At 62.7% G+C, this 21158-nt stretch carries 19 protein-coding genes; 6 read left to right on the top strand and 13 right to left on the bottom strand.

The genetic code is table 11. The features are described 5' to 3' along the window. Positions 1 to 14 precede the first annotated feature (14 nt). Entirely contained in the window at positions 15 to 920 is a 906-nt protein-coding gene (locus GT748_RS02930) for a helix-turn-helix transcriptional regulator (protein ID WP_044993506.1), read from the bottom strand. Positions 921 to 1112: 192 nt separating this feature from the next. Between GT748_RS02930 and GT748_RS15660 the strand changes: the two genes are divergently transcribed. Further along, entirely contained in the window at positions 1113 to 2843 is a 1731-nt protein-coding gene (locus GT748_RS15660; protein WP_161222306.1) for an adenine deaminase C-terminal domain-containing protein, read from the top strand. Positions 2844 to 3391: 548 nt separating this feature from the next. Here the strand turns inward: GT748_RS15660 and GT748_RS02920 are convergent. Then, a complete protein-coding gene (locus GT748_RS02920) occupies positions 3392 to 3979 on the bottom strand; it encodes a sugar O-acetyltransferase (RefSeq protein ID WP_021661346.1) in 588 nt (195 codons plus the stop codon). 354 nt (positions 3980 to 4333) lie between these two features. Here GT748_RS02920 and msrA point away from each other — a divergent pair, with 354 nt between their 5' ends. Continuing rightward, complete coding sequence (msrA, locus tag GT748_RS02915) at positions 4334 to 5371, top strand: peptide-methionine (S)-S-oxide reductase MsrA (RefSeq protein ID WP_081692985.1); 1038 nt, start codon at positions 4334 to 4336, stop codon at positions 5369 to 5371. Positions 5372 to 5609: 238 nt separating this feature from the next. Next, positions 5610 to 6344, top strand: coding sequence for a nicotinamide riboside transporter PnuC (gene pnuC, locus GT748_RS02910; protein WP_021659449.1), 735 nt, complete (start codon positions 5610 to 5612; stop codon positions 6342 to 6344). 88 nt (positions 6345 to 6432) lie between these two features. Here pnuC and fucO read toward each other — a convergent pair whose 3' ends face one another. Then, a complete protein-coding gene (gene fucO / locus GT748_RS02905; RefSeq protein ID WP_021659450.1) occupies positions 6433 to 7587 on the bottom strand; it encodes a lactaldehyde reductase in 1155 nt (384 codons plus the stop codon). Between the two features lie 300 nt (positions 7588 to 7887). Here fucO and GT748_RS02900 point away from each other — a divergent pair, with 300 nt between their 5' ends. Together GT748_RS02900 and GT748_RS02895 are read left to right on the top strand one after the other, a co-directional pair. Beyond that, positions 7888 to 8616, top strand: a complete 729-nt coding sequence (locus tag GT748_RS02900; RefSeq protein WP_052537645.1) for a Bax inhibitor-1/YccA family protein — start codon at positions 7888 to 7890, stop codon at positions 8614 to 8616. Between the two features lie 823 nt (positions 8617 to 9439). Continuing rightward, entirely contained in the window at positions 9440 to 10951 is a 1512-nt protein-coding gene (locus tag GT748_RS02895) for a catalase (protein ID WP_021659453.1), read from the top strand. A gap of 510 nt (positions 10952 to 11461) precedes the next feature. Here GT748_RS02895 and GT748_RS02890 read toward each other — a convergent pair. The 5 genes from GT748_RS02890 to GT748_RS02870 form a co-directional block, all read right to left on the bottom strand. After that, entirely contained in the window at positions 11462 to 12712 is a 1251-nt protein-coding gene (locus GT748_RS02890; protein WP_021659456.1) for a DUF6688 domain-containing protein, read from the bottom strand. After that, a complete protein-coding gene (locus GT748_RS02885) occupies positions 12709 to 13314 on the bottom strand; it encodes a zf-HC2 domain-containing protein (protein ID WP_021659457.1) in 606 nt (201 codons plus the stop codon). Before GT748_RS02885 ends, GT748_RS02890 begins: the two co-directional genes overlap by 4 nt. Next, positions 13304 to 13804 carry an RNA polymerase sigma factor gene (locus GT748_RS02880; protein ID WP_044992569.1) on the bottom strand — a complete coding sequence of 167 codons (501 nt, stop codon included), beginning with the start codon at positions 13802 to 13804 and terminating at the stop codon, positions 13304 to 13306. The genes GT748_RS02885 and GT748_RS02880 overlap by 11 nt, the downstream gene beginning before the upstream one ends. A gap of 180 nt (positions 13805 to 13984) precedes the next feature. After that, complete coding sequence (locus tag GT748_RS02875; RefSeq protein ID WP_021659459.1) at positions 13985 to 14368, bottom strand: MerR family transcriptional regulator; 384 nt, start codon at positions 14366 to 14368, stop codon at positions 13985 to 13987. Then, positions 14365 to 15072, bottom strand: coding sequence for a Crp/Fnr family transcriptional regulator (locus GT748_RS02870; RefSeq protein ID WP_021659460.1), 708 nt, complete (start codon positions 15070 to 15072; stop codon positions 14365 to 14367). Before GT748_RS02870 ends, GT748_RS02875 begins: the two co-directional genes overlap by 4 nt. A 117-nt stretch (positions 15073 to 15189) precedes the next feature. On the opposite strand from GT748_RS02870, the gene GT748_RS02865 reads away from it, so the two are divergent. After that, entirely contained in the window at positions 15190 to 16086 is an 897-nt protein-coding gene (locus GT748_RS02865) for a DMT family transporter (protein WP_044992571.1), read from the top strand. A 51-nt stretch (positions 16087 to 16137) separates the two neighbouring features. On the opposite strand, the gene GT748_RS02860 is transcribed toward GT748_RS02865, so the two are convergent. From GT748_RS02860 to GT748_RS02840, 5 genes are all read right to left on the bottom strand, one after another. Beyond that, complete coding sequence (locus GT748_RS02860; RefSeq protein ID WP_021659462.1) at positions 16138 to 17304, bottom strand: iron-containing alcohol dehydrogenase; 1167 nt, start codon at positions 17302 to 17304, stop codon at positions 16138 to 16140. Positions 17305 to 17447: 143 nt separating this feature from the next. Beyond that, positions 17448 to 17798 (bottom strand): cupin domain-containing protein, encoded by a 351-nt coding sequence (locus GT748_RS02855; RefSeq protein ID WP_021659463.1) that lies wholly within the window; start codon positions 17796 to 17798, stop codon positions 17448 to 17450. A gap of 170 nt (positions 17799 to 17968) precedes the next feature. Beyond that, positions 17969 to 18811: an HNH endonuclease gene (locus GT748_RS02850; RefSeq protein ID WP_021659464.1), complete on the bottom strand. Its 843-nt coding sequence runs from the start codon at positions 18809 to 18811 to the stop codon at positions 17969 to 17971. A 255-nt stretch (positions 18812 to 19066) separates the two neighbouring features. Further along, positions 19067 to 19216 (bottom strand): DUF3825 domain-containing protein, encoded by a 150-nt coding sequence (locus GT748_RS15895; protein WP_143161568.1) that lies wholly within the window; start codon positions 19214 to 19216, stop codon positions 19067 to 19069. Next, positions 19213 to 21135 (bottom strand): AAA family ATPase, encoded by a 1923-nt coding sequence (locus tag GT748_RS02840; protein ID WP_021659465.1) that lies wholly within the window; start codon positions 21133 to 21135, stop codon positions 19213 to 19215. Before GT748_RS02840 ends, GT748_RS15895 begins: the two co-directional genes overlap by 4 nt. Between the last annotated feature and the right edge of the window lie 23 nt (positions 21136 to 21158).

Raw genomic sequence — 21158 nt, 5'->3', positions numbered from 1 at the left:
ACAGCCTGTCCTATTCAGCGGTGGCGGGCGGCGATTTTTTCGGCCTCTTCGCGCACCCGCTCCCTCATCTGGGGCGGGTCGATGACCTCCGCCCCGTCGCCGAAGCTGAGGAACCAGGCGAGGGCCTCCTCCGGCCCGGCAAACCCCCAGCGGGCCAGCAGGCGGCCGTCCTCTGCGACGGAAAAGGAGTCGGGGCCCCGCTCCTCCACCAGCCGGTATTTGGCCGCCGGGCAGTAGAGGGCAGTGACCAGGTAGTCATCGCGCATCTGGCTGCCGAAGCGGCGCTTTTCCGCCGGCACCGGGCGGGGGACAAACCCCTCTCCGGCGGGGGTCAGGGCCCAGAGCCGCCCCAGCTTGTAGAGGCGGAAGTCCTGCCGCTGGGTGCAAAAGCCGAAGAGGTACCAGTCCGACCACTTGAAGACCAGGGAATAGGGCTCCACCCGCTTGTCGGCCTCGCCCTTGCCGTAGTAATAGTGAAAGCGCACCAGCTCCTGCTGGGCGATGGCCCGGCGCAGCAGCTCGATCTTTTCGGACAGGCTGTCCTTGTAAAAGGATGCCAGGTCGATGACCAGGTCGCCGTCGGGGGAGAAGGGGGCCTCCCCCCGGGCGGAGACCTTCTGCAAAAACTGCTCGGCCGAGGAGGTCTTGCTGACGCTGTCGAGCCCCCGCAGACCGGCGAGGATGCCCTGCAATTCACCGGGGCTGAGCAGCCGCCGGTCGAGCTTGTAGCCGTCCATGATGGCGACCCCTCCGCCGCCGCCCCGGGTGCTCACCAGGGGGATGCCCGCGCGGCAGAGGGCATCCACGTCCCGCTGGATGGTGCGCCGGGACACCTCAAAGCGGGCCGCCAGCTCCGGCATGGTGGCCCGGTCGGTCTGCAAAAGGTAGGTCAAAATGCCCACCAGACGATCTGTTTTCACGCGCTCACCCCGCCGGTCAAATTGGATCGGAAACGCGGCTGTGCGCTCCCTCTGAAGAGAGTGTACGGCATTCCCGGCAAATTGACAAGCGGTGACCCTTGTCCCCCCGGCCGCCGCTGTGCTATCATGCAGGAAAGAGAAGGGATGTGCGGCCCCCGACGGGCCGCCTGTTTGCAGAAAGGGTGGTATGCCGTGTATCCAGTTGATTTGATCCTCGAGAACGCCCGGATATACAACAGCTATTTCCAGCGCTTTTTCCATGGCTATCTGGCCGTTTTGGAGGGGCGGATCTTCCATGTGGGCCTGGGGGAGGAGGGGCTGGAGGAGTTTTCGGCCCCGGCGCGCTTTGACTGCGGCGGGCGCTACCTGATTCCCGGGCTGGTGGACGTGCACATGCACATCGAGAGCAGCATGGCCGCCCCGCTGCCCTTCACCGACTACCTGGCCCGCTGTGGGGTCACCACCATCGTCAGCGAACCCCACGAGATCGCCAACGTCTTTGGGCTCGAGGGGATCCGTGCCATCCTCGACGCCGCCCCTGACAGCGCGGTGGAGGTGCTCTGCGGTATCCCCAGCTCGGTGCCCTCCACCAGCGCCGCGCTGGAGACCACCGGCGGCGAGATCGGGCTGGAGGAGCTGAAGGAGCTGCTCCAAGACCCCCGCATCGCCTGCCTGGGCGAGGTGATGAACACCCGCGGGGTGCTAAGCGAACCCGCCTGCAAGCCCAATGTTTTCACCCGCTACCTGCGCGACCGGGCCCCGGCGCTCCCCCTGGAGGGGCACTGCCCCCGCCTCAAGGGGGTCGACCTCTCCCGCTACCTCTTCACCGGCATCGACTCGGACCACACCGAGCACGACTTGGAAGAGGTGAAGCACCGCTATTTTAAGGGGATGTTCTTCGAGCTGCAGCAGAAGATGATGCTGCCCGAGGTGGTGGCGTTCATCGTGCAAAACCGCCTCTACGGGCAGACCGCTTTTGTCACCGACGACACCATGGCCGACGCCCTCGTCGACCGGGGCCACCTCAACGCCCTGGCGAGGGAGGCGGTACGACAGGGGATGCCCCTGGAACAGGCCGTCTACTGCGCCAGCTACACCGGCGCCCGGCGGATGCGGCTGTACGACCGGGGGGCCCTTGCCCCCGGCCGGCTGGCGGACATGGTGCTGCTCTCCGAGCGGGCCGAGGACTTTCTGCCCCAGCGCACCTACAAGGCCGGGCGGCTGGTGTGGGACGCGGCGGCCCCGGCCCCCCCCCGCCGCCGCGCGGGGATGTTCCCGCCCCACTTCTACCGCTCGGTGCAGCTTTCCCCCATCGGGGAGGAGGCCTTTCGGGTGCCCGCCCCCCAGGGGGCCCAGCGGGTGACGGTGCGGGCCATGGGGGTCAGCCGCCTAAGGACCCAGACCACCGAGGAGCACCTCTCCCTGCCGGTGCGAGGGGGGCTGGTGGACTGGCAGGGCAGCGGTGCGGCCCTGGTCTGCGTCTTTGAGCGCCACGGCCGGGGCGGCGGCGTAGGCCGCGGGTTTGCCTGCGGCGACCTGCTGCAGCGCGGGGCGGTGGCCACCACCTATGCCCACGACCACCACAACCTGATGGCGGTGGGCCACAGCGCCGCCGACATGGCCCTGGCGGCCGAGCGGGTGCGGCAGCTGGGCGGGGGGATGGCGGTGGCCGAGGGCGGCGAGATCCTGGCCGAGATCCCCCTGCCGGTGGCGGGGCTGATGAGCGAGGAGCCGATGGAGGTCATCGGTTCCCAGTTGCGGGAGGTACAGCTCGCCCTGCGCCGGCTGGGGTACCGCCACTACGAGCCGGTGATGTCCCTGTGCACCCTCTCGCTGCCGGTGAGCCCGGCTTTGAAAATCACCGACAAGGGGCTGGTGGACGTGGCCAAAGGGGCGGTCGTCCCCCTGTTTTGTGAGGGATGAGCGGGGGAAAGCCGCGATAAAGGCCGTTGGAGCGGCCGGGTGCGCCCTGGCGGCCGCGCTTTTGGCGGCGGGTCCAGCTCTGGTGCCGGTGGCCCGAGCGGCAGTCGTCCCCCTTTCCAAAATAGAGGAGAGGCCGTTCCCCGGACCAAACGCAGAAGAGCGCCGTCGCCAGGGCTTTATAAAATCGTTTTCTTTGCCATTTTGGCCGGGCCGACAGCGGCCCTTGACCCGGTGGTGGGATTTGAAATGGACAGCCGTTTTGGGCAGATGGCGGGGGAGAAGACGGCCCTCTGCCTCTCCCACCGGCTTTTCGGCCACCGCTTCTGCCGGGGCATCGCGGGCGGCCGATCCAGCGGGGCCGCCGTGAAGAGCTGCTGCGCGGCGGGGGCAGGTGCGCCCAGCCGTGGTGGACCCAGGCCCAGCGCTGCGCCAAAGACTGGGCCGCCGAGTTGGGCGCGGGGGAATAACCTGCCCGCCGGGGGAGAGAATGAGAGAGAAGGGCAAAAAAAGCCTGGAGCGGCTGCTCCAGGCTTTTGATAAATGGTTTGTCAGAGGGGGCGCTCCACCCGGTCGTCGTCGGTGATGGGGCGGATCGTCCGGCAGGGGACGCCGGCGGCCACCGACATGGGGGGGATGCTCTTCAAGACCACACTCCCCGCGCCGACCACCGAGCCGTGGCCGATGCGCACCCCGGGGCCGATGAAGCAGTTGGCGCCGATCCAGACGTCGTCCTCGATCACCACCGGCTCCAGGGTGATGGTGGTGCTGCCGTCGGGGCCGTAGCGCTCGTCGGGGTGGATGGGGTGGCGGAAGGTGCAGACGGTGACGTTGGGGCCAAAGAGGACCCGGTCGCCGATGTCGATGCGCTCCCCGTCCAGGAGGATACAGTTGTAGTTGGAATAAAACTGCCGGCCGATGTGGACGTTTTCGCCCTGGTCGCAGTAAAAGGGCGGGGTGATCAGCTCCCGCTCGCCGATGTCGCCCAGCATCTCTTCCAAGATCTGCCGCCGGCGCTCCAGCTCGTCGATCCGGGTCTGGTTGTAGTCGTAGAGCAGTTGACCGGGTTTGTAGGCCTTTTCCCACCAGGGCTTGGTGTAGCCGCCGTAGTTGTCCCGCAGGGGAGGGGTGTCGTACATCTCTCTGCCGCCTTTCCTTTTTTGTCCTCTCCGCCCTGCCCCGCGCTGTGGGGGAGGGCGGCGGTCGCCCCCTGGCCGGCGCTCTGCCGCCAGGGTCTGCAGCCGTTTTTGCCGCCCGCTGCCGGGCGGGGACAGACGCCGCCTGCCCAGCCATCCCGGCGCACCGGCCGCGCTGCGGCCATTGTCTCGCCAGCGCCGGGGGCGCGGGGGGATCTGGCCGTGGGGCAGGGGGCAAACGGCGTCTGCGCGTCCGCCTGGCCATCCCCGGCATCGTGGCCGCTTCGTGGCTATTATACCATATTTCTCCGCCGGGGGAACCCGGTTTCACCGCTTTTCAAGGAGGTTTTAAAAGAGATGAGACACCGCTTGTTTTCCGCCCGGGAGCCCGCGCGCCCGGCCCCCCTTTCGACCGAGGGGGACGCCATCTGCCTGGCCGGCGGCTGCTTTTGGGGGCTGCAGAAGTACCTCTCCCTCATTCGGGGGGTCACGGCCACCCAGGTGGGCTACGCCAACGGCTTTAGCGAAGATCCCAGCTACGAGGCGGTCTGTTACGGCAACACCGGCCACGCCGAGGCGGTGATGGTCCGCTACGATTCGGCCGTCCTCTCCCTGGAAGGGCTGCTGGAGTGCTATTTTGGGGCGGTGGACCCCACCATTCGCAACCGCCAGGGGGGCGATATGGGCAGCCAGTACCGCACCGGCATCTTCTACTTGCGGGAGGAGGATCTCCCCGCCATCCGCCGGGCGGTTGCGCGGGTGCAGGCCCAGTACAGCGCCCCGGTGGTCACCCAGGTGGAGCCGCTGAAAAATTACGCCCCGGCGGAGGAGTACCACCAGGACTACCTGCAAAAAAATCCTCAGGGCTACTGCCACATCGGCCCCGAGCAGTTTCGCCGGGCCGAGGCGGCCAATCCCCCGCCCAGGGAGGCGGGGGAGCGGGGGTGGAAAAACCCGCCGGAGGAGGTGCTGCGGGAGGAGCTGCCCCCCGAGCAGTACCGGGTGCTGCGCGAAAACGGCACCGAACCCGCCTTTGAAAACCCCTACTGGGATTTCTTTGACGACGGCCTTTACGTGGACGCCGCCACCGGCCAGCCCCTCTTTCTCTCCTGCGACAAGTTCGCTTCCGACTGTGGCTGGCCCGCCTTCTCCCGCCCGGTGGAGGGGGCGGCCCTCACCGAGCGCCGGGACGAGAGCTTTGGCATGGAGCGGGTGGAAGTCCGCTCCCAGGGGGGCGACAACCACCTGGGCCACCTCTTTGACGACGGCCCGGCGCAGATGGGCGGTCTGCGCTACTGCATCAACAGCGCCGCCCTCCGCTTCATTCCCCGGGAAAGGATGGAGGAGGAGGGCTACGGCGCCTACCTCGCCCGGCTGGAAGGGCAGGGGGAGTGAGGGCCCGCCCCCTCAAACCGTCCGTTGGCCGCCCGGGCGAGGGGGACAGGGCCTCGGCGCCCGCTGGGCAAACTCCCTAAAAAAGGGGGCGAAAAATCCCCGCTCACCCTGCAAAAGGGGGATTCTCGCGGCCCGCCCTTGTGTTTTGGCGGAGGCTGTGCTATTTTTATAAAAGTTATTTTGCCACCGGGCAAAGGGTGCGAAAAGCATTCGTCTGCACATCGTTAGGTCTTTGAAGATGTGCGAGCGGATGCTTCTTTTTTTGGAGGTGCTTACAGTGAACAGAAAGGCGTTGTCCAACTACTTCACAAGGGCGGAGAGGCTGCTGTGGTGCTCGTCGGTGCTGCTGATCACCCTCTCCTTCTGCCTTTTTGACCGGGCCAACTACCTGACCTTGGTCGCCTCGATCGTCGGCGCGACCTCGCTGGTTTTAAACGCCAAAGGAAACCCCATCGGACAGTTTTTGATGGTTGTTTTCAGCCTGCTGTACGGGGTGATCTCCCTGCGGTTTGCCTACTACGGGGAGATGATCACCTATCTCGGAATGACGGGGCCGATGGCCCTCTTCGCCCTCATCTCGTGGCTGAAAAACCCCTATGGCGGCAACCGGGCAGAGGTGAAGGTGGACCGGTTGAAGCGGGGGGAGGGCGCCGTCATGCTGGCCCTGACGGCGGCTGTCACCGCGGTGTTTTTCTTTGTCTTGAGGGCCTTTCACACGGCCAATCTGGGGGTGAGCACCCTTTCTGTCGCCACCAGTTTCCTCGCCGTCTACCTCACCTTTCGGCGAAATCCCTACTACGCGCTGGCCTACGCGGCCAACGACCTGGTGCTGATCGCCCTGTGGGGGATGGCCTCTTTGACAGACCCCTCCTACCTCTCGGTGGTCATCTGTTTTGCCATGTTTTTGCTCAATGACCTCTACGGGTTTGTCAACTGGCGAAGGATGCAGATCCGGCAGAGCGCGGCCCGATGAAGTGCAAAAAGGGCTCCCCCCAAGGGGAGCCCTTTTTTGTGAGAGAGAGGCGCAGACCCCTCTCTCCTTGACAGCAAGTGTGGGGAAATCAGAGCATCGCTTTCAGCAGCTCTTCCAGCTCGGCCTGGCTTGCCTCCCGCGGGTTGTCGGCGGTGCAGACGTCGCTTATGGCCTGCTGGGCCAGGAAGGGGACGTCCTCTGCCTTGACGCCCAGGGCGCCCAGATTGGCGGGGACCCCCAAATCGGCCCCCAGCTGGCGCACCGCGTCGACCGCGGCCCTGCGGTACTCCTCCGGCGACATGTTGGCGGTGCCGTGCACCCCCATGGCCTTGGCGATGTCGCGGTACTTTTCGCCGGTGCACTCGGCGTTGAACTCCATCGCCCAGGGGAGGATGACCCCGTTGGTCAGCCCGTGGGAGGTGCCGTAGACCCCGCCCACCGCGTGGGCCAGGGAGTGGACGACGCCCCGCCCGGCGTTGGAGTAGCCCATCCCCGCCAGGTGCTGGCCCAGGGCCATGCTGCTGCGGGCCTCCGGGTCGTTTTCAAGGGCAGCTTTGCGCAGCGACCGGCCGATGAGTTCCACCGCCTTGAGGGTGAAGATGTCGCTCATGGGCCAGGCGCCCTTGCTGATATACCCCTCGATGGCGTGGGTCAGGGCATCCATGCCGGTGGCCACGGTCAGGTCCTTGGGCATGCCGGCCATCATATCGGGGTCGACAATGGCCACCACGGGGATGTTGTGGGGGTCGTTGCAGACGATCTTGCGGCGGTTTTTCACGTCGGTGATGGTATAGGAGGTGGTCACCTCGGCGGCGGTGCCGGCGGTGGTGGGGACCGCCACGATGGGCACGGCCTGATTGAGGGTGAGGGGCCGCCCCTCCAGCGAGAGAACGTCGTCGTAGTCGGGGTTGTTGGCGATGATGCCGATGGCCTTGGCGGTGTCCATGACGCTGCCGCCGCCGATGGCGATCATGCAGTCGGCCTTGACAAAGTGGTAGGTCTGCACCCCGTGCTGCACGTTCTCGATGCTGGGGTTCTGGTGGATGTCGTCAAAGAGGCTGTATTTGATTTTGTTTTCGTCCAGGATGTGGGTCACCCGCGCCGCCACCCCCAGGCGGATCAGGTCCCGGTCGGTGACGATGAGGGCCTTTTGCCAACAGTGCTCCCGCACCTCGTCGGGAATCTTTTCGATGGCCCCGGGGCCGAAGTAGGACGTTTCGTTGAGCAGCATTCTCTGGATCATTTGTCAAACCCTCCCGCTGTTATTTGTGTTGGGATATGGATTCTCTCAACACCTTTAGTGTAGTATATATATGATAACAAACTATTAACAAAAATAGAAAATGTAGATAGAATATACATATTTCTGCCAAAAAGACGCTAAACTTTTGCGCTTTCTTTTGTGCAGCTTGGGGGTGGGGCGGGCCCGCCGTTTGGGGCCGCGCCCTTTTGGTTTTTGGAGAAGTCTGCTATAATGGAGCAAACCGCCGGGCGGCCCGCGCCCCCGGCCGGAAAAACCCACCCAAAAAAGGAGCGAGCGACCATGTATGATACCCAGACCGGCGAATGGATCGAACCCGGCAAGGAGCCGATGTCCGCCCCCCTGCAGAGAGAGCCCGTCTACAAACACCTGGCGGCCACCTTCGGCTGGATGTTTCTGGCCCTGGCCATCACCTTTGTCACCTCTTATGCGGTATATGCCACCGGCGCCCTCTACTATGTCTTTGCCAGCCCCTACCTGCTCATCGCCATGGTGGTGGCCAAGCTGGTGATGGTGGCGGTCCTCAGCCGCAACCTCTACAAGTTCAGTGTGGGAGCGGCCCGGGCCATCTTCCTGGCCTACGCGGCCACCACCGGGGTGGTGCTCTCCTCCCTCTTTTTGCTCTACGACGTGCCCAGCGCCATCCTCCTCTTTTTGGTGGCCTGCGTCTACTTCGGGGCGATGGCGGCGGCGGGGATCATCACCAAAAAGGACGTCTCCGGCCTGGGGGGCCTGGTGACCTGCGGCCTGATCGGGCTGCTGGTGATGACCGTGTTGTCGATGGTCTTTCGCCTCTCGGGGCTGGACATCGCCGTCAGCTTCATCGGTCTGGCCCTCTTCATGGGCATCACCACCTACGACGCCAAGCGGGCCAAGGACTACTATTACAGCTTTGAGGACGACGGGGAGATGCTCAAAAAAATCTCCATCTACTCGGCGCTGAACCTCTATCTCGACTTCATCAACATCTTCCTCTATCTGCTGCGGCTGCTGGGCAAGCGCCGGAAGTAGAGCGGCGGCCATGGTACTGCTCCCCACCCGGCGGGGGGAGCACCGCGCCGCCGAGGAGCTGGTGCGGGAGGCCTTTTGAGACCTCCTCGCCCCCGGGTTGTGCGGAGCGCGACCTGCTGCACCGGTTGCGGAGGGACCCCGCCTCCCTGCCGGGCCGGGACTGGGTGGCCCTGGCGGATGGTCGCCCGGTGGGGGGGATCGCCTACTCCCAGGCCCTGGTGACGGGGGCGGATGGGGTGCGCCGCCCGGTGGCCACCTTTGGCCCCCTCGGGGTGTTGCCCGACTGGCAGGGAGGGGGGCTCCGCCCTAATCGAGGCCACCCTCCCGCTGGCCGCCGAGCGGGGGTACGGCGGGCTGGTCATCACCGGCGATCCCGACTGCTACCGCCGCTTTGGCTTTCGCACCGGCAGGGCCTTCGGCATCCGCCCGGGCGACGGGCGCCATCACGCGGCCCTGCTGGCAAGAAGCTGCGCCCCGGCGGGCTGTCGGGGGTCGCGGGCCGCTACTGTGAGGCGGAGGCTTTCTCCCTCTCCCCCGACGATGCGGAACTGCGGGCCTTCGAGAGGGCTTTCCCCCAAAAGAGCGGGTGGAGGGCACTCCCTCCCAGCGGCGGTTTGCCCGCTCTCTCCCCGACGACTGACCGGCAAAGTGCCCCGCTCCCACTGTGGAGTGGGGCACTTTCTTTGACAGGTGGGGAAATTTTGTGGGCTGTTCTAAAAAAAATGTACAAACCTTGTCTGATAAACAATTGAAAAGGGGGCGTTGAGGGAATAAGCTGAGGGTGGAAGCTGTCACACCGCTGGAGTAGACGGAGGGATACAGAATGGACGTTCAAAATTTGACCAATGAAGTGGGCGCGCCGGTGGCGGAAAACGAGAACGCACTGACCGCGGGCCCCCGCGGCCCGGTGATGCTGCAGGATGTTTGGCTGCTGGAGAAGCTGGCCCACTTTGACCGGGAGGTCATCCCCGAGCGGCGGATGCACGCCAAGGGCTGGGGGGCGTACGGCAAGCTGACGGTCACCGGCGACATCTCCCGCTACACCCGGGCCAAGGTGCTGCAGCCCGGTGCGGTGACCGACCTCTTCCTCCGCTTCTCCACCGTGGCGGGGGAGCGAGGCGCGGCCGACGCCGAGCGGGACATCCGCGGGGTGGCGGTGAAATTCTACACCGAGGAGGGCAACTGGGACCTGGTGGGCAACAACACCCCCACCTTCTTCCTGCGCGACGTCCACAACTTCCCCGACCTCAACCGGGCGGTGAAGCGCGACCCCCGCACCGGCATGCGCTCGGCGCAGAACAACTGGGATTTCTGGACGCTGCTGCCCGAGACCTTCCACCAGACCACCATCGTCATGTCCGACAGGGGGATCCCCGCCTCCTTCCGCCACATGCACTTTTACGGGGAGCACACCTTCTCCCTCTACAACGAGAAAAATCAGCGGGTCTGGTGCAAGTTCCACTTCAAGACCCAGCAGGGCATCCAAAACCTCACCGACGCCGAGGCGGAGGCGGTGGTGGCCAAGGACCGGGAGAGCCACGGCCGGGACCTTTACGAGTCCATCGAGCGGGGCGACTACCCCCGCTGGACCATGTACGTGCAGATCATGACCGAGGAGCAGGCCCAAACCCACTATGAAAACCCCTTTGACATCACCAAGATCTGGAGACATGGGGAGTTCCCCCTGATCGAGGTGGGGGTGCTGGAACTCAACCGCAACCCCGAAAACTACTTTGCAGAGGTGGAGCAGTCCGCCTTCACCCCGGCCCACGTGGTGCCGGGCATCGGCTTCTCGCCGGACAAGTTCCTGCAGGGGCGGCTCTTTGTCTACGGCGACGCCCAGCGCTACCGGCTGGGGGTCAACTACAACCAGATCCCGGTCAACCGGGCCCGCTGCCCGGTGAGCGATTACCACCGGGACGGCGCCATGCGCACCGACGGCAACTACGGCGGCGCGCCCGCCTACTCCCCCAACAGTCAGGGGGCCTGGGCGGCCCAGCCGGGGGTGATGGAGCCGCCGCTGAACCTGTCGGGGGCCATGTACGCCTACGACCCCAAGGACGACCCCACCGACGACTGTTTCCGCGCGGGGGGCGACCTCTGGCGGGTGATGACCCCGCAGCAGCGCGACCTGCTCATCGAGAACACCGCCAGAAATATCGAACCGGTGAGCAAAAACGTCAAGTACCGCCATGCCGTCCACTGTTACCTGGCGGACTTGGAGTACGGCCGCTGCATCACCGAGGCCATGGGGCTGGACTTTGAAAAGGTCAAGGCCCTCTCCCGCCTGACCCACCAGAAGTTGGAGGAGGCCACGTTGGGGGAGATGGAGTAGAAACAAGGGACCCGGCGCCAAAGCGCCGGGTCCCTTTTCAGTTGCCGTTCCCGCAGCGGCCCGCCGTCCGGCGCTGCGGGGATGGCAGGTGTCGTCGCCCGGCCGTCCCTCCCCGACTTCAGCCAGGGGCTGAGGGAAAGACAAATCTGCTTTTCATCGGCAAGAGCGAGTGGGGGAGAGGTGGACTGCCCCAACGGAGGGCCGGTGGGGCTTTTTCTCCGGTCGAAAAGCAGCGGCCGAATGCGGGTGGGGGCCGCTGGCTGGAAGGTTGGAGAGAGATGGAAGGGGATACCTGCATTTTGAAAGGGACCCAATCGAGGGCGATGCCGCCAAGCCACCGGCAGCTTGGCGGCTCTGCCCTTCGGCGAGGGGTGGGACGACTGCCTTGGCGGGCAGCGCCCTCGGACCGGGCTGTTGCCCCACTTCGGTTGGCCCCTGCGCCCGCTGTCGCTTTGTATTCATCCCCCTGCAAAAGTGGGTGCCCCCCTTGAAAGGGCGGGGGAGCGGCCCCTAGCGGCGATATCCGCCGGGCAGGGGGCGGTGGGGGTACTGCACGGCGATGCGGTTTTCCGGCAGGGGGTCAAAGAGGTAGAGCGCGGTGAGGAAGAGCCATTCGGCCGGTTTCATCAGCAGGTAGACGGCGTCCGCCAGGTAGGGGGAGCGGATGTGCCGGGCCACCGGGTAGCCCAGCCGGTCGTAGAGCCCCCGCACCAGCCGGTGAAAGCGGGGGGTGCGCTCCTCCAGCAGCTGTTCAAAGGCGTTGGCCACGCAGAGTTGCCGGTTGACCGTCACCCGGTAGCCGTGGCGGCAGCCCGGGCGCAGGGGTTTGACCAGCCGCCGGTGCCCGCCCGCCGCCACCGTGCAGAGGTAGTGCTCGTCGTAAATGACATTGGGGGGAGAGACCTGCTGGGAGAGGTTCCAGTCGCTGGTCTCGCTCCAGGCCCGCAGCACCGCGTCGGGCGCCTGGCCAAAGAGGGCCAGCAGCCCAACGAGGACCCCCAGCAGGGGCCACATCAGCAGCCCGGCGAGCCAGGGCCAGTTGGCGGCGTTTTCGAGCAGGGCAGCCATCTGTCCCAGCAAGGGGCGGGTCTGGTAGCGCGCCGCGGCCTCCCGCCGGGGGCACTGTTCCCGCCACTGGGCCACCAGATCCCGCACCGCCTTGGCGGCGATGAGGAGGCAGTTGGCGGGGAAAAGGGCCAGCAGCCAGTACCGGGCGGTGAACACCTGCGCGATCCAGAGCAGGCAGACGCCGCAGCCCAGGTAGAGGGCGGCCATGGCCAGCACCGCCGCCAGGGGCGGCAGTTTGGGCAGGGGGACCAGCCGCAACAGCAGGTATCCCAACAGCCCCACGGCCGCCAACACCGCCACAGTGGGCACCCCCCAGCTGGCGACGGGGGTGTGCCGCTGGGTGTTTTGCAGGGGGACCGGCCAGTCGGCAAAGCGGATCTCCGAGACCGAGAGGAGAAGGGCGGTAAAGAGAGCCCCGGCCGCCAGTGTCGCCCCCTCCACCGCCTGTCCGGCCCGGCGGGCGGCTGCCCCCTTGGCACGGCGGATCAAAAAGGCCAGGTTGAGGAGGGTCAGAAGGAGGGGCCAGACCAGAAAGAGGCCGACGCCTGCCGACACCGCGAACAGCCCCGAGAGGGAGGAGGCGCGGCCCAGCGCCGCGATCAGGCAGCCCAGAAAGCCCAGGGCCTGCCCGGCCGCCAGCGACCAGAGGAGCGGGTGGCGCAGGAAGGCCCCTTTGGCCTTGGCGGGGCTCATCCCCTTTTCCCCCGGGGCGCGAGGCCCAGCCAGCGGCCGTAGAGGAGGGCCAGCAGCAGCTGAACGCCCCCCGCTGCCAGGGCGATGAGCAGGCAGGGGAGAAGGCCGCCTCCTCCTTGCCCCCAGCCGCGGTAGTACCAGAGGGCGAGGGCGTTGCCCCCCAGGCAGAGCAGGGCGGTCAGCCCCCCCGAAACGGCGGCAAAGAGGGGGGCGCTGCGGTATTCCCTGGCAAAGAAGTAGTGGATGAGGGAGAGAAAGAAACTCATCCCGGGCACCACCAGCCAGAGGGCGGCCCGCCCCTGGGGCAGGGTGTGCCAGCCCCCCTCCACCATCACCCCGGCAGCGGTGAAGAGCAGGGCGGTGAGGAGGATGGCCGCCAACAGGGAGTTGGCCCAGCGGCGGCGGATGTTGGCGAGGACGGTCCCCTCCGGCGGGGGGGCGGCGAGGGGGAGGTCAAGCCCCGCCTCCATCTCCGCCAGGGCGCGGCGGCAGTCGGCGCAGCCGGCCAGGTGCGCCTTTACCGCCCGGCGCGAGGCGTCGCTGCAGACCCCGTCCAGGTAGAGGGGGAGCAGGTCGCGTATCAAATCACAGTCAAAATCCATCCAAACCATCCTCCTTCATGGCGGCAATGAGCCGCCGTTTGGCCCGGTAGTAGAGCACCCGCGCCCAGCTTTCAGAGCGGCGGAAGCGGCGGCTGATCTCGGCCAGCGAGAGCCCCTGCAGGGCGTGCAGGGCAAAGACGGTGCGCCTCGGCTCGGTCAGCCGCTCCACCTGGCGGAGGATGGCCTCCGCCGCCTCTCGCTCCTCCTGGCGCAGGAGGGCTGGGTCCTCCGCTGCCGCATCGGCCACAGCTCCCTCCAGGGGGAGCTGGCGACTCTGTCTGCGCCGGGCGTCCAGATAGAGGTTTTTGCCGATCTGGCAGAGCCAGGAGGAGAGCCGGCAGTCCCCCCGAAAGCCGTCCAGCCGGGTCAGGGCGCGGACAAAGGTCTCCTGCAACAGCTCCTCCGCCTCGCCGGGATCGCCGGTCAGCCGCAGCAGGTAGCCGTAGACCAGAGGGGCGTTCTCCCGGTACAGCTGTTCAAATTCATCCACGGCGGCTTCCCCCCTCTCTTCTGGTAAGACGTCCTGCCCCTCCCCGCCGTTACAGCATCCCACTTTTTTCTGCCCCTTCGTCCCGGCGGTCATCCGGCCGTCGGGGCGGGCGAGGGGGGAGGGGCAGAGAAACGGGCCGCCCGCCCTCTGGCGAACGGCCCGTTGCGGTCGGGTCGGCGGTCAGTCCCGGCTGCGGCGCAGCTTGCTCTCAGCGGCTGCCAGCCGGTCGTAGCCCTCGATCTTGCGGTCGAGCCTTGCCAACACCGCCTGCATCTCCTCGATGCGCTCCGCCAGCCGCTGCCGCTGCTCCACCAGCAGCAGTTTGCGGGCCGGGGCGGTCTCCTCCCCCTGCTGGAAGAGGGCGACGTACTCCACCAGCGACTCGATGGGGAGCCCCGCCCCCCGCATACACTTGATGAATTCGACCCAGCGGCAGTCCTCCTCGTCGTACTCGCGGATGCCGCCGGCGCTGCGGTGCACCGGGGGGATCAGCCCGATGCGCTCGTAGTAGCGCAGAGTGTCGGCGGACAGATCGTAGGTGCGGCTCACCTCGGCAATGGTCATGGCGCAGTCTCCTCTCTCTTGTTTGGATCGTCTGTTTTTGTCGTCCCTCTGCCGGCCTGCGCCCGGCGGGCGAGTTCCTCGGGGCATTTGACCCGGTAGCCCTGCCGGCTCTTTTGCAGCACCCCCTCGCGGCAGAGGTCGGCCAGCAGGCGAAAGACATGGCGGTAGCTGGTGCCGACGGAGCAGGCCACGTCTGTGAGTTGGTCGCAGAACAGCCCGCCGGGCGCGTTCTTGCAGATGTAGGCGCAGAGCCGCTCCTGTGCCGAGCAGAGGGAGGAGAGGGCGTAGTTTTCAGAGCTCCTCTGCAACTTGTCGGCCAGCACCGCCCCCAGCCGCTGCCAGAAGGGGATGTTTACCCGCAGTTGCTCGGCGACGCTGGCGCGGTCGACCGAGACGCACTCAAAGTCGGAGATGGCCGTCACCGTGGTGGTGGCCGACCGCTGGTGGGTCAGCAGTTCGATTTCCCCCATCATCCCGTCCGAGAGGTAGTAGCAGAGGATGAGATTTTTGCCGCCCGGTGTGGAGCGGGAGACCTTGGCCAGCCTCCTGACCGTCAGGGCCAGGCCCTCGATCTCGTCCCCCTCCCGCACAATGACCTCTCCCGGACGGTAGCGCAGGGCCGCGCAGTGCTCCCGCGCCACCCCTTGCAGGTTGTACTCGGCGAGTTTGGCCAGATGCCGCTCCTCCAGCTCGCACCGCTCCATCGGTTTCGCCCCCTCTCTACAAGATAGGATCGCACCCCTTCCCCCAAAACACCATGACAAATGTCCTATGCCGTCCCGGCGCGATTTGGTATCCTCATGGCAGGGAGGGATGAAACCATGTATCAACTGCTCGCTCTTTTGACCGGTGTCACCCTTGCGGTCATGGTGTCCATCAACGGCAACCTCACCGCTGCATACAGCGTCTTTGTGGCGGCGGCGATCGTCCACCTGGTGGGTTCGCTCTTCGCCCTGGTCCTCTGCGCGGCCCAGCGGGAGAAGCGGCCACTGTGGGGCCACCGCCCTCGCTGGATCTACCTGGGCGGTGCCATCGGGGTCTTTACCACCGTCTTCAACAACCTCGCCTACGGGAAAATCAGCATGACGAGCATCGTCGCCCTGGGGCTGTTGGGGCAGACGGTGGCGGCCCTCGCCATCGACCACTTCGGCCTGTTGGGGATGGAGAAGCGCCCCTTTCAAAAGAGCTCCCTCATCGGGCTGGCTTTTTCCCTGGCGGGCATCGCCATGATGCTCGACCACACGGTCGCCGCCGCGGCGGTGGCGGTGGCGGTCTCCCTCGGCGCGGGGGTGACGGTGGTCCTCTCCCGCACCGTCAACGCCCGGCTGGCCGAGCAGACGGGACCCCTGCGGGGCTCCCTCATCAACCACCTGGTGGGGCTGCCCATCACGGTGGCGCTGGCGCTGGGCTCCATCTGCCTGGCGGGCGGGGCAGAAGTCGGCAGCGGCGCGGGACGGCCCTGGATCTACCTCGGGGGCATTTTGGGGGTGGCGGTGGTGCTGCTGAGCAACCTGACCGTCCCCCGCGTGCCGGCCTTCCGCCTGACCCTCCTGCTCTTCATCGGGCAGATCTTCACCGGCGTCCTGCTGGACCTTCTCCTGGGCAACCGCTTTTCCGACGCCACCTTCCGCGGCGGGCTGGTCATTGCCGCGGGGGTCATTGTCAACCTTGTGGTGGAGAGGTGGGCCGCCCGCAAGGGGGAGAAGGGGGAGGACTAGCGCCTATCGCAAGAGGGCGGCCAGTATACAGTCGGCCGCCCTCTTTTGGGGCTAGAGGCAGGCGCGGAAGATGGCCTCCACGTCGGCCGGGCGCAGGGGGCGATAGCCCTGCAGCACCCCGCCGCCGCAGGCCTTTTTGGCCATCTCGGCGAAGTGGGTGTCGTCGATACCCAGGGCGGTGAAGGTGCTCTTCAGTCCCAGGGTGTCAAAGAGGAAGGCGGAGAGCCGGGCAATGCCCTCTCTGGCGGCCTCCCTGTCGGGCAGGGCGGCATCGACCCTGAAGACGCTCCTGGCAAAGCGGGCGAGGTGGGGGGCACTCTCCTCGTCGAGGACGTGCTCCATCCAGCGGGGGGTGAGGATGGCCAGCCCCAGGCCGTGGGTGATGTCGTAAAAGGCGGAGAGTTCGTGCTCCATGGGGTGGCAGCTCCACTCACAGGTCTGGCAGGTGCGGGTGAAGCCGTTGATGGCCCAGGAGGAGGCCCACATCAAATTGGCCCGGGCCTCGTAGTTTTCGGGTTCCGCCAGCGCCACCGGGGCCGCGTGGACCACCGTCTCCATCAGCCCCTCCATCATCCGGTCGAGCATGTAAAGGCTGCCATCGGCGTTGAAGTAGGTCTCCATGAGGTGAGAGAGGATGTCCGCCGCCCCACAGGCGGTCTGGTAAGGCCCCACGGTGTAGGTGGCGGTGGGGTCGAGGAAGGAGACCTTCGGCCGCATGGCGGGATGGCCCCGGCCGATCTTGTCCCGGGTCTCCAGGTTGCTGATGACGCCGCCCGCATCCATCTCCGAGCCAGTGGCGGACAGGGTCAACACGGTGACGATGGGCAGGCAGTTGGTGATGGGGGTTTTGTCGGACAGCAGGTCCCAGGCGTCGCCGTCGTGGTAGTACCCCGCGCCGATAAACTTGGTGGCGTCAATGGTGGAGCCGCCGCCCACCGCCAGCAGCACGTCGATTTTGTGCTCCCGGCAGAGGGCGACCCCCTTGTTGACCGAGGTGATGCGGGGGTTGGGCTCGATGCCCGAGAGCTCGAAGAGGGTGAGCCCCGCCCGCTCGATCTCCGCGACGACGCGGTCGTAGAGACCGGTCTTTTTGATGGAGCCGCCGCCGTAGGTCAGCAGTACCCGGGTGCCGAATTTCTTCAGCTCCTCTCCCAGATGGGAGAGCTGGTCGGGCCCGAAATAGACCTTGGTGGGGATATCGTAAACAAAATTTTGCATTGGAAAACTCCTTTCATCTGGCCGAAGGGGGGCAGATGCGGCACCCCTCCGGCGCAAGTTCCTCTCGACCCCATTTTAAAGCGCCGGTCGGCCGGGGTCAATAGCCCTCTTGGGCGGATTTTTTGGTGCAGGCGGCAATCGGTCTACCCGTCCACCGGCTCCAGCCACTCGGTCGCGCCGCCGTCGGCAGGCACCTCGACCGCCAGGTGGGAAAACCAGCTGTCCGGCGCCGCACCGTGCCAGTGCTTGACATCCGGCGGGATGTTGACCACATCCCCTGGGCGGAGTTCCTGGGCGGGCTCGCCCCAGGCCCGGTAGTACTCCCGACCCCCGGTAACCAATGAAATCTGGCCGCCCCGGCAGTGGATGTGCCAGTCGTTGCGGCAGGCAGGGGAAAAGGTGACGTTGGCGATGTTCACCCCCCTGCCGGTGAGCATTTTTAGATAGGATTTTCCGCTGAAGTGAGCGGCGAAGGCGGTGTTTTCCGCCCCCATGGGGAAGGCGGCGCCAACGCCCAGGTCGTGCAGTCCCTTTTCTTCGTCTATCTCTCATCCCTCCTCAAACGGCGGCGTGCAAGGGCCGCTGTTTTGTTGTCTGGTTCTAGGATAAACCCTGGAGTTCACTCCAAGTCAAGGGCCAGTTTTGCGCTGCCTTTCAGTAGGGGTCAAGCGGCAAAAATGCCCCCTGGAGCACTGCTCCAGGGGGCGGTTTTGGGAGACCACAAGAGAGAAGGAAGACGGGCGAAAAGGGAGGATGTCCAATGTGCGAAGGAGGCACAGGGTCCACTGGTTTTTTTACATCCTGTCAGAAAGCGCCATTCAATGGGCTTTTCTTCTTGTTTGGCCATGGTGATGAGTGTTTTTGCATCGTCCCCCAGGTAGCGGATGATGCCGCGATCGCCGTCCTGAACAAAAAGTTGGTCCGGGAGATCGTCGTTTTGTGGCCTGGAATTTTTCAGGTGGATTAGGGGAGTGTGGGCTTCACTTATGTACTGCATCAGAAAAATGAGAAACTCTTTTTGGAGTTCCAGCATATCCCTGTCAAAGCCTCCAGCTGGATTGCGATGCCCGTCGATGTCGAGATATAAAACGCGCTTTTTCCCGGGATGAGCCCTCTGCGCCTCAGCTGCCAGGTCCATTAGAATGCACGCCGACGTATCGAAGTCCTCATCTTCGTATACGACGTGGTAGATAGCCACTTTTTCACTCTCCAGTGCTGTGTAAGCGCTATCGCTGAGCCCTCTGTCAAGAATGCCGCTGGCTGTCATTGATTCGACTTGTTGGTAATAGTGGTCCCTCATCTCCCTGATCTGCTTTCTCTTGGCGGGATTTTCACCAAATAGGTCGTGACATCTTGCGCACAGCGGAACGGCGTTGTCCAGCGTGTCATCGCCGCCTTCGTGTTGTGGCTTAATGTGGTGAACCTCCACAAACGGCTCCCCACAAACCACACATCTAAAATTGCTTTTCCTCTTGGCGGTCAACTTGGTCTGCTCACTAAAGGGCATGGGCTACCTCCCTTTTCTCACGGGCATCTCGCGGGAAGACAAAACGACCCGCTTGCAAAAATGACAGACGAGCCTAGGCGCGCCTGTCATCAAACACTTACTTTACTTGAGATAGTTATTCCCACTCGCTCCCGTCAGCTATATTCTAAACGGATTTGCTTATGGGATTTAGCTCAGAGTGTTTGTATTGTTTTCATTATCTAGATAGTTTGGGCTATCTGATTTTTTGTTGCCATGGTGTTGCCAAACGCTACATCAAGGATTGAGCCAATCGCGATCAGGCCGAGCTAAAAGGCGTGCGTTATTCATAGCTTGATCAAGTGTCAAACAAGTTGATGTGTTTTTCAACCTCGGAAATAATGCAAACTTGCCGATTACAGCTATCAAGGGAGCAATACTCCTCATAACGCTTTATTTATGTCAGAGCACACCCGTTCAAATCTGTCTAATGCATCGGATATATCCTCGATTTTCCAAATGTCAGGATGTTTAATTAAATACATACTTGGCCTGTAGTGGTCAAAACGTATAGATGGATTTTGCGAAAGTATTGCTTCAGTTGAGTGCAGAACTTCCCCATCTTTGACTGACTCTACTGCAATTGCTTTATCACCACTTAACTCGTAGCAAGCATTTATAAGTTTTACATAAGCTGCAGCGCCGATAATATCTTCAATGTCGCTCGAAGAATATTGGGTGTAATCGCTGGCCAAAAGAATGTGACTTGTTTCCAGTAACCCGCTCTTTTTAAGCCGGTCAATCTTGTTTTTATCTCCTGGATGATAATCTGTCAACGTGACAATTTTAAGTGCGTTCCCTCCAAAAAGTGAAACGAAGCTTTGAATTTTATCAATGCCTCCAGATGGGCAAATTGTCCACTCTTTGCTCAACCCATTTCGCCCTAATTCTTGGAGTTTTTCCGAAAAATACGTTAGATATAGTATATCAGATGGGCCTTCAACTAACAGTGTATTTTTCCCGATAAATAAGGTTTGGGTAATATCGTACCCAAAAGCAGCTTGAAGCGGGAAAGTAGTGTCGCGGTCTTTACTTAAAACCTTCGACCCCACCTTCGTTCCGAGTATATTTTCGTTTTCGTCTGTAACATCTTCAACAGTTCTTGCCGAAAGAATGTCTGAGAAATCCAGCATAAACGGAGAATGCGTGGTGTAGATTAATTGAAACTTCGGGATAATTTTTTCTTTGAAGTAGCGAATCAAATCTCCTTGCGCCTTTGCATGAAGAGTAAGTCCTGGTTCATCCAACAAGATGACCAGATTATCCTCTACTTTTTGCAAATAATTAAACCAAATTAAGAAAGAAAAGAACCAGACAAAGCCAGCACTTCGATCATCAAAAGATACCGAAGAATCATGGCGTGTATTTTCTATGCGAGTTGAAAAAATGTAGCCATCATTAAATGGAGGCTCATCGCCCGCTTTTGCCATATCACACCGAAATTCGACCTTCAAATGCTTGTTTTGGCTCCAATATGTAAAAATTTCTCGCGTAATTTTACTCGATATGCCACGCGTTTTATTTATCAATGCCTCTAACTTGTTCGACTCTTTGATCTCAGAGACAGACGTATTAGCCAAGGATAACAGCGCCTCGAATACCTTTTCATTCGCTGTAAGTTTTCCTTCAGAGCTTTTTCTAACGAAATTATTTAACGCAATTCTGCCGGGGAGCTTTTGGTATTCTGAAAAATAAGAGAATTTGGGCAAATACTGTAGTAAATTCTTTTCGGCGAACGCATCTAACCTGTCGTTAGGAAAAGATACCTCAAACCATTTCTTAAATTCTTGCTCGGCTTCAGATAATGTACTAATACTTTTTAACTGTGCGCGCACTTCACCGATGGAATCATACGACGGAATTTGAGCTCGATCAGAGGTCTCAAATCCAAACTCTTCCATTTTCTTTTCAAATAGCGAATGAAAATTTGCATCAAAATCCCATGTACGCTTGTTCTTGTAGCCATTTGAAATAGTGACAACAGTTGAATCACCTATAAAATCAGTACCGAACTGTTTTTCCAATGCTTCAATCTCTTCGGCAGTGAATTTCCAATGCGAGATTACAACTGTATCCCCATCCTCAATAAGACCTGCCTCAAAATCTGTTTGGTACATTTTTGGATACTCATACAACGCATCGTAGGTATCTTCCTTGTCGACAGGGTTTAGTTTATATAGTGCTTGGAGAATGGCGCTTTTCCCGGATTCATTCTTTCCAACAAGGCAGGTCAATTGATCAATTGAAAATGTCTCAGAATCTAAAATGCACTTGTAATTTTTTATCCTGACATCAATTAGAAGCATTTTTTCACATCCTTTGCAGATAA

Source organism: Bittarella massiliensis (ex Durand et al. 2017), assembly GCF_009876955.1.
GTDB classification, from domain to species: Bacteria; Bacillota; Clostridia; order Oscillospirales; family Ruminococcaceae; genus Bittarella; species Bittarella massiliensis.
Note: the sequence above shows the minus strand (reverse complement) of the source record. Positions and strands in the feature narration are given on the sequence as shown.

Excerpts from the sequence above, each read along its gene's own strand:
- GT748_RS02840 (WP_021659465.1), bottom strand. The coding sequence starts at position 21,135 with ATGCTTCTAATTGATGTCAGGATAAAAAATTACAAGTGCATTTTAGAT.
- GT748_RS02900 (WP_052537645.1), top strand. The coding sequence starts at position 7,888 with ATGTATGATACCCAGACCGGCGAATGGATCGAACCCGGCAAGGAGCCG.
- msrA (WP_081692985.1), top strand. The coding sequence starts at position 4,334 with ATGAGACACCGCTTGTTTTCCGCCCGGGAGCCCGCGCGCCCGGCCCCC.
- GT748_RS02920 (WP_021661346.1), bottom strand. The coding sequence starts at position 3,979 with ATGTACGACACCCCTCCCCTGCGGGACAACTACGGCGGCTACACCAAG.
- GT748_RS02895 (WP_021659453.1), top strand. The coding sequence starts at position 9,440 with ATGGACGTTCAAAATTTGACCAATGAAGTGGGCGCGCCGGTGGCGGAA.
- pnuC (WP_021659449.1), top strand. The coding sequence starts at position 5,610 with ATGTGCGAGCGGATGCTTCTTTTTTTGGAGGTGCTTACAGTGAACAGA.
- GT748_RS02855 (WP_021659463.1), bottom strand. The coding sequence starts at position 17,798 with ATGGGGGCGGAAAACACCGCCTTCGCCGCTCACTTCAGCGGAAAATCC.
- GT748_RS02885 (WP_021659457.1), bottom strand. The coding sequence starts at position 13,314 with ATGGATTTTGACTGTGATTTGATACGCGACCTGCTCCCCCTCTACCTG.
- GT748_RS15895 (WP_143161568.1), bottom strand. The coding sequence starts at position 19,216 with ATGAGGAGTATTGCTCCCTTGATAGCTGTAATCGGCAAGTTTGCATTA.
- GT748_RS02890 (WP_021659456.1), bottom strand. The coding sequence starts at position 12,712 with ATGAGCCCCGCCAAGGCCAAAGGGGCCTTCCTGCGCCACCCGCTCCTC.
- GT748_RS02860 (WP_021659462.1), bottom strand. The coding sequence starts at position 17,304 with ATGCAAAATTTTGTTTACGATATCCCCACCAAGGTCTATTTCGGGCCC.
- GT748_RS02870 (WP_021659460.1), bottom strand. The coding sequence starts at position 15,072 with ATGGAGCGGTGCGAGCTGGAGGAGCGGCATCTGGCCAAACTCGCCGAG.
- GT748_RS02850 (WP_021659464.1), bottom strand. The coding sequence starts at position 18,811 with ATGCCCTTTAGTGAGCAGACCAAGTTGACCGCCAAGAGGAAAAGCAAT.
- GT748_RS02865 (WP_044992571.1), top strand. The coding sequence starts at position 15,190 with ATGTATCAACTGCTCGCTCTTTTGACCGGTGTCACCCTTGCGGTCATG.
- GT748_RS02875 (WP_021659459.1), bottom strand. The coding sequence starts at position 14,368 with ATGACCATTGCCGAGGTGAGCCGCACCTACGATCTGTCCGCCGACACT.
- fucO (WP_021659450.1), bottom strand. The coding sequence starts at position 7,587 with ATGATCCAGAGAATGCTGCTCAACGAAACGTCCTACTTCGGCCCCGGG.